Here is a 12,094-nt window from a genome sequence, read left to right on the forward strand (position 1 = left end):
TACGCATGATAAAGTTTAATAATATTTTCAATTTTAAGATTACTACTCTTTGCCTCTTCACGAGCTTGCAAGTGGGCGTTGCGTACAGTCAGGAAGCGAAAGCTATAGTCGTGACGACGCAGCAAAAATCGAATCTTGTGAAAGGTACAGTAATAGATAGCCGTACAAATAAACCTGTAGCAGGAGCGCGTATTACATATGGGCGTGCTGTAGCCAAATTAACGGATAATAATGGCGCATTTGAGGTAGAAGTAAATAATTCATGGGCAGTTATCCATGTTTCTATGGATGGATATATCCTAAAAACTGTCCCAGCACTGTTTGATAAACCTATGCAAATAAAATTGTATCCTATTGGCTTTAGCTCTAATTATGAGACTACGCAAACTGTTTTTGGAAACAATGATGTGCTACATACAGCTGGGGCAACTCAAAAAGCTTATATCAATGCGTGGGAACAAAATTCAGAATCTATAGCAAGTTATCTGCAAGGGAAAATGTCTGGTGTTCAGGTGGTTCGTAAATCTGGAACACCTTCTATGGGAGCAAATTTGTTTGTCCGTAATATTGGCTCTTTATATACACAAAATCAACCTCTGTACATCATTGATGGAGTGGTATATAATGCGGAAATGTTAACGTCTTCGATTACTTCAGGACATGAGAATAATCCTTTGCAACATGTGGATTTGCGCGATATTCAGGATGTAACGGTACTAAAGGATGCGGTATCTACAGCGATTTATGGAGCTAGAGCAGCAAATGGGGTGGTGGTGATTAATACGACACATGCAAAAGAGTTGGCCACAAAAATTGATTTTCAGGCTACTACAAGCTATAATTTCAGACCGAAAGCTATTCCTATGATGCAGTCTTACAATTATAGAAGTTACCTCAATGATGTATTGGCGACTTCTCCTTATACTGGAGAGCAAATAGCAGCTATGCCATTCAATATTGATAATACGAATTACAATTTGTATCCTATATATCACAACGAAACCAATTGGCAAAATGAAGTCTTGAAAAATTCATTGGATCAAAACTACTTTTTGCGTGTGACAGGTGGTGATAATATTGCAAATTATGCTTTATCAGTAGGTTATAATAATGAAAAAGGAATTATAGATAATACGCAGCAAGACCGTTATTCGGCACGCTTCAATAGTAATATGCGCTTAGCACAAAAGCTTTCTGCGCAAACAAATATTTCTGTGGGGTATGGTCAGCAAGGCCTAAAGGATCAGGGTTTGTCGCCTAAAACTAATCCGCTTTTCCTTTCCATGATTAAAGCTCCATTTTTGAATACTAATGATGTGGCGGAGGATGGTACATTGTCTCCAAACTATGCTGAAGCTGATTATTTTGGCTATTCCAATCCTATGCAATTAGTTTTCAATGGTATTAATAATAAGAAAGCCTATCGTTTTCATGGGTCTATTAAATTTGATTACAAATTTGATAATGCATTCACCTTTACCAATTTGACAGCAGTAACATACGATAAGGCACAAGAAGATTTCTTTATTCCGAAGAAAGGTGTAGCAAAGGATACGGTTAATAATATGGAGGTATATAGCAGACTTGGTACACAAGTCGCTCGCTACTACGGTATCTCTAACGATGCACGCCTTACTTATGAAAAAGAATTGGACAATGAATTAAAAATCCAAGCTATGGGAGGTTTCCGTTATCATCAACACGACGCCGAACAAGATTATGCTTTAGGTTTTAATTCAGCGACAGATCAGTTGGTAAGTATTGGTAACTCAACCGCAGCTTCGCGTACCTATGGAGGATATATTGGCAAATGGGCAAATCAAACTTATTATGCACTTTCCAATTTCACTTTCAAAAACAGGTATATTCTGAATGCTGCAGTTTCTTTGGATGGCTCTTCCCGTTTTGGAAGCAAAGTTAACCAAGGAGTAGCTTTAAATGGTCATAAATACGGTGTATTCCCAGCTATAGGTGCTGCCTGGATTCTATCCAATGAAGAATTCTTAAAAGGTAGTGAATCATTGAATTTAGCTAAACTTAGAGCCAGTTACGGTATTTTAGGAAATGATGATATTGGTAATTTCAATGCTCGCGAAGGCTATGTATCCCAAAATTTCTTAGGTGTTCAGGGCTTGGTAAGAGATGGTATAGGTAATCCATTTTTACAATGGGAAAATGTAGAAAAAATTAACGCAGGTCTCGATTTATCTTTTGCACAAGAACGCTTCAACTTATCGGTTGATGTGTACAGAAACCGAACGAAAGATATGCTTTCTTACAATAGAGGGAATACCGTTTCGGGTGTGACATATTATCTTTTCAATAATGGAAGTATGGAAACCAAAGGTGTGGACATCGGCGTATTCGGAAGAATCGTGGACTCTAAAGTGAAATGGGATGCGAATTTGACAATAAGCCATGCTAAACCAGAAGTAACAAGCCTTCCAGAAACAGCATATACATCATATGCGGGCGGTACGATGATTACACGTGTGGGCGAGGCTCCTAATGTATTTTATGGACATACCTTTGAAGGTGTTTATAGTACTTCGGCTGAAGCAGCAGCAGCAGGCTTGGGTGTCTTAAATACTGCAGGAGAAAAAATCCCTTTTAAAGCGGGTGATGCTAAATTCACGGATCGCAATGGTGATAAAATTATTGATGATCAAGATAGAACGGTGATTGGAAACCCTAACCCAACATTATATGGAGGATTGAATAATACGGTATCCTATAAAAATTGGAAGTTCGGTGCTTTGATCACTTATTCATTAGGTAATGATGTATACAATTACACAAGAGCACAATTAGAATCGGGTAGTTCATTCTACAATCAAACTGAATTATTAAATAACAGATGGAAAGCAGAAGGTCAAATCACCAATGTCCCAAGAGCTTCATACAATGATCCAATGGGAAATGCGAGATTTTCTGATCGTTGGATCGAAGATGGTTCTTACGTACGCTTGAGACAAGTTTCTGTGGAATACATTATTCCTGTGGATAAAGCTATATTAAAATATGTACGCTTATATGGTACAGCTAATAATCTGTTCACATTTACCAAGTATCTAGGATACGATCCTGAATTTGCACAATCTGCGGATATTTTTCATCAAGGTGTAGACGTTACTTTGGAGCCTCAATTCCGTTCATTTCAATTTGGGGTACGCTTAGGGTTATAATATTATGGATATGATAAGATTTTCGAAAAGTTTTTTAATAGGTACGATTTGTACAAGCATACTCGCCATTTCGTGTAGCAAAACCTTGGATATTCAACCCGAGGATAAATTAGATCGCACGTTGATGTACAATACATTAGCGGATGCTGATGCTGCAGTATTGGGGATTTACGGACAGTTTGCTGCCTTAGGAGATAAATACATATTGTGGAATGAGTTGAGAGCAGACTTGGTCGATGTGACACGTAATGCTAACCCTTATCTGCAACAACTTTCTAATCATGAAGTAACGCAGGACAACCCTTATGTCGATCCTACATCATTTTATAAAGTCATCTTTAGCTGTAATGATGCGTTGTATAATTTCAAGATAATGGAGAGAGAGGGCAAGTTAAGCAATGAGGAATATAACCAAAGGTATTCGGACATAATGGTATTGCGTACATGGCTTTATTTGCAGTTGGGAATTCATTTTGGCGAAATACCCTATTTGGCTACCAATATTGAAGATGTGTCTCAAATTAAAGAATTGAATATGATGCCAAAAACAAAATTCGAGGCTTTAATTGACATTTTGATCAATGACGTGAAGGATCTGCCGTACACGGAATACTTTGCTTATCCTAACGGAACTTCCTTGATTTTTACAACAGATGGATATAATACAAATAAGATTTTTGCGAATAAACCACATGTCATTGGAGAGTTATATTTGTGGAAAGGAAATTACTTGGAAGCGGCTCGCTGGTATAAGAAAGCACTCACAGCGGAGGATAAGAATACCAATGTCAGTATTCAGTTTAATCACAATCGTGTTGGATGGTTTGATAATGCTGATGCTAATATCCAAGTTTCATTTGCTCGTGGACAAGAAGGGGCCTCTTTAGTAAATTCATTGACAGAAGGCTGGAGAAGTTTGTTCGCACTTCCAAACACCAATAGACATTGGAATTCCGAATGGAATTGGTCTATACCATATCATAATTCTTTTGCGCCAGGGAATCCATTTATTGAATTAGCGTCCAAAGAAGGAAATTATCAAATAAAGCCTTCTCAAAAATCAATGGATTTATGGAATAGCAAAACTAATATAAATGGTATTCCATGGGATGCTCGAGGTAAATTATCTTATACTGTGGATGCTGCCGGAGATCCTGTAATTACTAAATATACCGATAACTCGACATCAACATTGACGCTTTTAAATAAAGGAGGACAGTGGAATATCGCTAGAGCTGCAGGAGCACACCTTCGTTTTGCCGAAGCTGCTAATCGGGACGGACATGGACGTGTTGCTTATGCCTTACTTAATAATGGTATTAAATCCACCTTTTATTACGGAGGATTTACATCAAATAATACGACGCTTGCTCCAGGTAGTTTTTTCGAATTAGAATCACAGATTTCTCATCAAGGCTTTGGCAATGATCGCGTTACTTACTCCGAATCGTCACCTTACCACTTTGACGCTCGTGATAATCAGTATATTGTGCGCGGTGTGTGGTATAGAAATGTAGGAGTGCGTGGAAGAGCTATGCTGCCCGCATTACAATTTCCTGGCATCAAGTACGGACCAGGGACTGCAAATAATTATGGTAGCGTGATGATTGAATATAATGTGCCTATAGCAGATTTGGAAGATAAAATCATTGAAGAAGCAGCTTTAGAATTAGCTTTTGAAGGGGGAAGATGGTCAGATTTAATGCGTATAGCCCGCAGAAGAAATGATCCTTCGTTTTTGGCAGAGAAAGTATACGAAAAACTTTCCAAAGCCAATAATCCTAAAGCGGCGGAAGTGCGTTCGAAATTAATGAACATGAGTAATTGGTATTTACCATTCAAAATACAATAGTTTTATAAATAGTAGTTAGTGTTAAAATCTGGACCTTATAGTCCAGATTTTTTTCTTGATAAAGAATTCTTTAATATTTATGCCGATGAAGAAATTAAAGTTACAGTTTTGTGTCCTTATACTTATTATATGTTGTAACCCCTTGCATGCAAAGGTTATTTTAAATAGAGGAAAGAATCTTAGTGTATCTATTAATGGTTATTCAGAAGAAGTCGTCTTTACAGCTTTTTCTATTTTTAAGCGAGATTTTGAAAATGTATTTCAAGCAAAAATTGTGGACTATAGGGAAGATAGTGAAGTTATAATAGTCACGTTAGGAAAATCTTCTTCTATAGAAAATTTATTAAATCCTTTAGATATTCAAACGTTAAAACAACATAAGGAAGCTTTTTTGATTCAGGTTGTCGGCAATAAACTCCTAGTGCTAGGAAGTGACAAACGTGGTACAGCTTATGGAATTTTGGAATTGTCACGAATTATTGGAGTATCTCCTTGGGAATGGTGGGCTGATTCTACTCCTAATAAATTGAATCAATATATTTTTCATGATTCCTATAAAAGGATAGATTATCCGTCAGTAGCGCATCGGGGAATCTTTTTAAATGATGAAGATTTTGCTTTACTGCCCTGGAGTTCTCTTACTCATGAGCCAGAAAGTAAGCCCGGTGAAATAGGACCTAGAACACATGAACGAATCTTTGAATTGCTGCTTAGATTACGAGCTAATACATTCTGGCCTGCTATGCATGAGTGTACAGTAGCCTTTTATCTCACGCCAGAAAACAAGAAAATCGCTGATAAATATGGGATCTACATAGGGACTTCTCATTGTGAGCCCATGATGCGTAATACAAATGCGGAGTGGAAATTAGCAGGGGTAGGGCCATACGATTATGTAAATAATAGAGAACAAGTAGTTACGTTTTGGGAACAGCGCGTACAAGAATTAGCAGGTTCAGATAATATTTATACACTAGGCATTCGTGGTGTACACGATAGTAAAATGCTGGGAGCAAATACACTTGAAGAACAGCGCGTAGCTCTCAATGACATTATCAAAGATCAGCGAAAGTTGATAGCTAAACATGTAAATCCAAAAGTAGATGAAGTATCACAGGTATTTATTCCATATAAAGAAGTATTAGATGTATATAAACTAGGTTTAGAAATTCCCGATGATGTAACATTGGTATGGTGTGATGATAATTACGGTTATATACGCCATTTTCCAACTGGATCAGAACAACAGAGACGAGGTGGAAATGGTATTTACTATCATGTATCTTATTGGGGACGACCTCACGATTATTTATGGTTATCCACTACTCATCCTGCTTTGATTTATTCGCAAATGAAGACAGCCTATGAACGTGGAGTTAAAGATATTTGGATTCTAAATGTTGGAGATATTAAACCCGCTGAATTTGCTATTGAAATGTTCTTAGATATGGCATGGAACATGAACCTCATAAAAGACAGCAGAGAAGGAATAAATCAATATATTCAAACATGGTACTCTAGAGAGTTTGGTCCAAAAATAAGTTCGGAATTAATGCAAATAGTAAATGAATATTATCGTTTAGCATATATTCGAAAACCTGAATTTATGGGAAATACTCGTACAGAAGAAAAAGACCCTTATACAAAGAAAGTAAAGGACTTGCCATGGACAGAAGCTGAAATACGTACAAGGATTAAGCAATACGAATTGCTTGAAAAACGCGTGCGGAAATTAACTCAGCAGATTCCAGCCAATAAACAAAGCACTTGGTTTCAATTGGTGGAATATCCTGTGACGGCTTCGGTAGCTATGAATCACAAGCATTTGTATGCACAATTGGCAAGATATTCAAAAGCATCATGGGATCAAAGTGATGCAGCTTTCGATAAAATCGTGAATTTAACTATGCATTATGATACGATTTCAAATGGTAAATGGAAAAGAATGATGAACTATAAGCCACGTAATTTGGAAGTATTTAATCGAGTTCCACGTGAGACATTTCAGACAACAACGGCAATTGATAAGCAATATATTACAATCCTTAATGGGTTAAGCTATAAAAGATTTAGTGGTGAGAAACCGAAATCATATGGCTTGGGGTATGCAAGTCATGCTATCCATTTATCCAAAGGTTCATCTGTGGATTATACCGTAAAAGTGTCAAAAAAAGACTCTATATATATGGATTTTGCTTTAGCTCCCAACCATCCTGTTGATGGCCAAAATATTCGATTTGTGGTGAGTATAAATGATAATCCAGAACAAATTTTTGATATTCAAACCTTCGGAAGATCAGAAGAATGGAAAGAAAATGTACTAACGAATAGGACTGTAAGAAGCTTAAGATTCACAAATCCTTCAAATAAACTTAATATTCACATTCGAGCATTGGACGAAGGTATTGTGTTAGATCAAATTCTTATTTACTAACTCATTTCTATACCAGAAGTCTCACTTTCATGTGGACTTCTGGTATACAGTTAATTGTAAATAAAATTACTTACATGTTTGTTTTGTATTCTCTCCTGCGTACTGTTCTCTAGGTACACGTTTTTTAGTACCACATTTTGTGCTGGTAACTCAGGGTTTCCATTAATTTTAGTTACAAATTTTCCTTTTTTAGCTTGGATGTTTTCAAGAAAGATATTCTCAATTAGGGTTGTTTTTTTAATGCGTGTAGAAACAAGAGTTCGCCATTGATATAATACATCAGTGTCTATACCTAATATACCATCTTGAACATCTTGCGCTATTATATTTTTGAAATAAATATTTTTCACGTAGCCGCCCATACGTTCATTTGTTTTGATAAAAAGTAAGTGCATCAACTTAGCACCAGACCCAGCCACGCAATTGTCCACTAAAATATTTTCTATACCACCAGAAAGCTCACTGCCGATCGCTAACAATTGATGTCCATCCTTCATTGTACAATTTCGGATAACAATATTTTTAGATGGAGTCTGTAATCTCCAACCTTCTGGGTTTCGACCCGATTTGATCGCTATAGCATCGTCACCTTGATCAAATACACAGTTTTCAATCAATACATTCTGACTCATCTCTGGATCAATACCATCATTATTATGACCATGTGCGTATATATCAATATTACGTACAACTATATCTTTGGAGAGGTACAGATGAACAGTCCAAAAAGGGCTATTTCTAATCTTGATATCTTCTATCAATACATTTTCACAACGATTAAATTGAATAAATTGAGGACGTAAATTGGCGGTATCATTGACCATAATTCTTTTTTCAACAGGTATTTCGTCTTGTGCCCAGTTGTATAAATTTTTGATACTTTCCATATGGGGTTTTGGTCTTGGAAACCACTTTTTCCATATATCTAATTGTGCTTTTATGGTTCCCTTTCCTGAGATTGCTACATTTTTTAAACCAAAAGCATAGATCAATGGGGAATAATTATAACATTCTAAACCTTCCCAACTACTAAATACAGCAGGTAAGTAGTCTTGGGGATCTTCAGAAAATAGTAAAGTGGCTCCCTGAGAAAGGTGTAGATTGACATTGCTTTTTAAATGTATTTTTTTAGTTAACCATTCGCCTGGAGGAATAATAACAGTTCCTCCTTTAGCTGTAGCTCGATTTATTGCTTCCTCAATAGCCCTTGAATTTTTTTCTTTGTCATTAGGTTCAGCGCCGAAGTCTAGAATGTTGTATTTAGGAAGATTCCTAAAATTGGGAATAAGAATATCTGGCATTTCAAAGGGAGCATCCACCTCTATTTTATCCATTATAATGACAGATGATTTCTGAAAGGACGATTGTCCATATGTTGAAAAACATAAAATTAGAAATGTTGCAATAAGCCAATTGGATTTCATAAAATATTGTTGCGTTTATAATCACTACGAAAATATTTAAAATTTTATTGGCGAGCTAGTAATCAAAGGAAAACCTTCATAAGGATAGTGCAGGATAGTAAGTAGGTTTATATTTTCTATTTTAGAGAAATAATCAGTTGTAAATTTCTAGATACCTATGCCACGATTTTTAAATAATTTCCTTGTCCTGTTTTTAATCATCTCTAATTCGATGTGCAGTTTGGCACAGAGAAAGGAAATTCAATTTTTGTCCGGTACAGATAATACCAATACGGTTGATTGGGATTTCTGGATTTCAGGTGGTCGCAAAGCGGGAAAATGGTCCAAAATTGCTGTGCCTAGTCATTGGGAACAACAAGGATTCGGTAGTTATAATTATGGACGTGATTACGTGACGTATGGCAAAAATTTTCAATTCAACGAAGAATACGCAGTTTACCGACATCAATTCACCGTTCCAGCGAATTGGAAAGGAAAAAAAATCAGTATAGTTTTCGAAGGTTCGATGACCGACACCGAGGTTAAAATTAATGGTCAAGTAGCAGGTGCAATTCATCAAGGATCATTTTATAGATTCTCTTACGATATCACCGATAAGATCAAGTTGGGGGGGAAAAATAATTTGGAAGTTGTGGTCTGGAAAATGTCTAAAGAGAAAACAGTAAATAATGCCGAGCGATTGGCAGATTATTGGATTTTAGGAGGGATTTATCGTCCTGTGTATTTGCAAGCTGTACCTACGCAACATATTGCTTGGACAGCAATTGATGCAAAAGCGGATGGTACTTTCAAGACTAATGTACATTTAGAAGGCATTCAATCAAACACAAAAGTTAAAGTAGATATCAAAGATAAAGCAGGAAAAATTATTGCGAGTAAAACTTCCAATATTAATCCGAAGGATACGCTTGCTGTACTAGATTTATCGGTTTCAAGCCCCAAATTATGGACAGCAGAAACACCGAATCTGTATTGTGCTGAATATTCTTTATTACAAAACAATAAGACCATTTATTCAAGTAAAGAAAACTTTGGATTTCGTACTATTGAAGTTCGTCAAGGAGACGGAATTTTTGTGAATGGAACTAAAATTAAATTTAAAGGCGTAAATCGCCATGTGTGGTGGCCAGAGACAGGACGTTCGGTAAACCGAAATATCGATTTGATGGACGTCAAACTGATTAAACAAATGAACATGAATGCTATTCGCTGTTCACACTATCCACCAGATAAGTCATTTTTAGAAATATGTGATTCGTTAGGTTTATATGTGATGGATGAATTAGCGGGCTGGCAAAAGGCATATGGAACTGAAGTTGGTCGTAAATTGGTCAAAGAAATGGTTATTCGTGACGTGAATCATCCAAGTATTATTTTATGGGTGAACGGTAATGAGGGGGGACATAATAAAGACCTTGTCAATGAATACGGTAAATATGATTTGTCAAATAGAACGGTTATCCACGCGCATCATCGCCCGGGCAATGAGTTAAATGGTATTGACTGTAATCATTATGAGGATTATTATTCGACAAAGAAAATATTAGAAGGACCAAATATTTACATGCCGACGGAATTCTTGCATGCGCAGGATGATGGCGGTGCAGCGGCTGGATTAGCCGATATTTGGGAATTGCATTGGAAATCTAAATTGGGTGCTGGTGGTTTTATTTGGAACCTTGCAGACGAAGGTATAGTTCGTACAGATTTTAATAATCAAATCGATGTGAATGGGGTAAATGCACCGGACGGAATATTAGGTCCTCATCGTCAAAAGGAAGGAAGTTTCTTTGCGATCCGCGAGATTTATTCCCCAGTTCATATTAAAATGAAAAATTTGCCAGCTGCGTTTGATGGTAAAATTGCGGTAGAAAATAGATACCACTTTACAAACCTGAAAGATTGCAAATTCGAATATAGACTGGTGAATTATCACAAACCGTATGATAATGAATCGGGAATTGCCAAAGAAGATGTCCATTCGGTAACTAGTCCTTCGATAAATCCTACTGATAGTGGATTTGTTCAACTTCATTTACCAGCTAATTGGAAGGACTACGATGCATTATTATTTACAGCTATCGATAACCATGGAGAAGAAATTTATACTTGGTCTTGGAAAGTAAAAAATAGTGCCCAAGTGACAGCTTCCATATTACCTTTAGAAACCAAAACAGCAGTAGAGCTGACCGAAGATTCAGTGAATTTCAGCCTTAAAGCAAATGGTATCACTGCTTTCATTTCGAAGAAAACAGGTTTACTGGTCGATTTGGCCAATGATTTTAGTATGAAAATGGCTTTCAAAAATGGACCTATTTTAGTTTCTGGCAAGTCTAATTTTGTTTCCATTGAGACAAAAGAGGAGGGGGAGAATAAAATAATAGAAGCTACTTATTCAGGTGATTTAAAATTCATTCGTTGGACGATGCGTCCTGATGGTTGGTTAAAATTGGATTACAGTTACGAACTGAATGGCAATGTTCCTTTCGCAGGTGTGAGCTTTGACTTCCCAGAAAGTTATATGCTTTCCGCAAAATGGTTAGGTAATGGTCCTTATCGTGTATGGAAAAATCGTATGCAAGGTGTAACCCGCAATGCTTGGGAGAAAATGTATAACGATGCAAAACCGGGTATTGGTCCGTGGAATTTCCCAGAATTTAAAGGATACTTTTCGGATATAAATTGGATGATGTTTAACAGTGTGCAAGGTAGATTTTTAGTTGCCACAGATCAAGATGATTTGTTTGTGCGCTTATTTGAATTCTATGGTATGTCAGGTCCACAAGGTTATCCACAGTTGCCATCTGGAAATATTTCCTTCTTGGATGCGATACCTGCGATTGGTTCCAAATTAGCTTTAGGAATCAACAATAATGCAGGGGTAAATGGTCCAGCAGGTGAGTTAAATAAAATGCAGGGTACTATTTCTAGAACATTGTATTTCTATTTTGGAACACCTAAAGGTTCGAAAGACAATACGCAATTCGAAATGCCAAAGGTCAATGTCCTAACAGATTAGCAGGTTTATAGTTTATTAATAATTGTATGGTTAGAAAGCAAACTCGTAGTGGTTTGCTTTTTTTTTATGTGCGCCCGGCATGGGCGTGAACTCTAGGGTGTAAGTCCCGAACGTGCCTTGATAGTGGGAAACGTTAACTTAAGGCAAGGGTGTCCTTCGCGAGTGGGAATCTGAAGGAAG

Annotated in this window: 5 protein-coding genes; 4 read left to right on the forward strand and 1 reads right to left on the reverse strand. The window is 36.8% G+C overall.

What is annotated here, in order from left to right; genetic code table 11:
• The first annotated feature begins 5 nt into the window (after nucleotides 1-5).
• From G5B32_RS08785 to G5B32_RS08795, 3 genes are all read left to right on the forward strand, one after another.
• Nucleotides 6-3,185 (forward strand): SusC/RagA family TonB-linked outer membrane protein, encoded by a 3,180-nt coding sequence (locus G5B32_RS08785; RefSeq protein WP_165291171.1) that lies wholly within the window; start codon nucleotides 6-8, stop codon nucleotides 3,183-3,185.
• A 10-nt stretch (nucleotides 3,186-3,195) separates the two neighbouring features.
• Nucleotides 3,196-5,037: a RagB/SusD family nutrient uptake outer membrane protein gene (locus G5B32_RS08790; protein ID WP_165291172.1), complete on the forward strand. Its 1,842-nt coding sequence runs from the start codon at nucleotides 3,196-3,198 to the stop codon at nucleotides 5,035-5,037.
• A 142-nt stretch (nucleotides 5,038-5,179) separates the two neighbouring features.
• Entirely contained in the window at nucleotides 5,180-7,471 is a 2,292-nt protein-coding gene (locus G5B32_RS08795; RefSeq protein WP_206366853.1) for a glycosyl hydrolase 115 family protein, read from the forward strand.
• A gap of 50 nt (nucleotides 7,472-7,521) precedes the next feature.
• On the opposite strand, the gene G5B32_RS08800 is transcribed toward G5B32_RS08795, so the two are convergent.
• Nucleotides 7,522-8,805 (reverse strand): glycoside hydrolase family 28 protein, encoded by a 1,284-nt coding sequence (locus G5B32_RS08800; protein ID WP_240899032.1) that lies wholly within the window; start codon nucleotides 8,803-8,805, stop codon nucleotides 7,522-7,524.
• A gap of 301 nt (nucleotides 8,806-9,106) precedes the next feature.
• Between G5B32_RS08800 and G5B32_RS08805 the strand changes: the two genes are divergently transcribed.
• The gene (locus tag G5B32_RS08805) at nucleotides 9,107-11,914 is read left to right on the forward strand and encodes a glycoside hydrolase family 2 protein (protein ID WP_240899033.1); all 2,808 of its coding nucleotides are present in this window, start codon (nucleotides 9,107-9,109) and stop codon (nucleotides 11,912-11,914) included.
• Nucleotides 11,915-12,094: the final 180 nt, after the last annotated feature.

Source organism: Sphingobacterium sp. SGL-16, from assembly GCF_011043515.1.
Lineage (GTDB): Bacteria > Bacteroidota > Bacteroidia > Sphingobacteriales > Sphingobacteriaceae > Sphingobacterium > Sphingobacterium litopenaei.

Bases quoted from the DNA above. Each gene is read 5' to 3' on its own strand.
- G5B32_RS08805 (WP_240899033.1), top strand. From the start codon at position 9,107: ATGTGCAGTTTGGCACAGAGAAAGGAAATTCAATTTTTGTCCGGTACA.
- G5B32_RS08800 (WP_240899032.1), bottom strand. From the start codon at position 8,805: ATGGATAAAATAGAGGTGGATGCTCCCTTTGAAATGCCAGATATTCTT.
- G5B32_RS08790 (WP_165291172.1), top strand. From the start codon at position 3,196: ATGATAAGATTTTCGAAAAGTTTTTTAATAGGTACGATTTGTACAAGC.
- G5B32_RS08785 (WP_165291171.1), top strand. From the start codon at position 6: ATGATAAAGTTTAATAATATTTTCAATTTTAAGATTACTACTCTTTGC.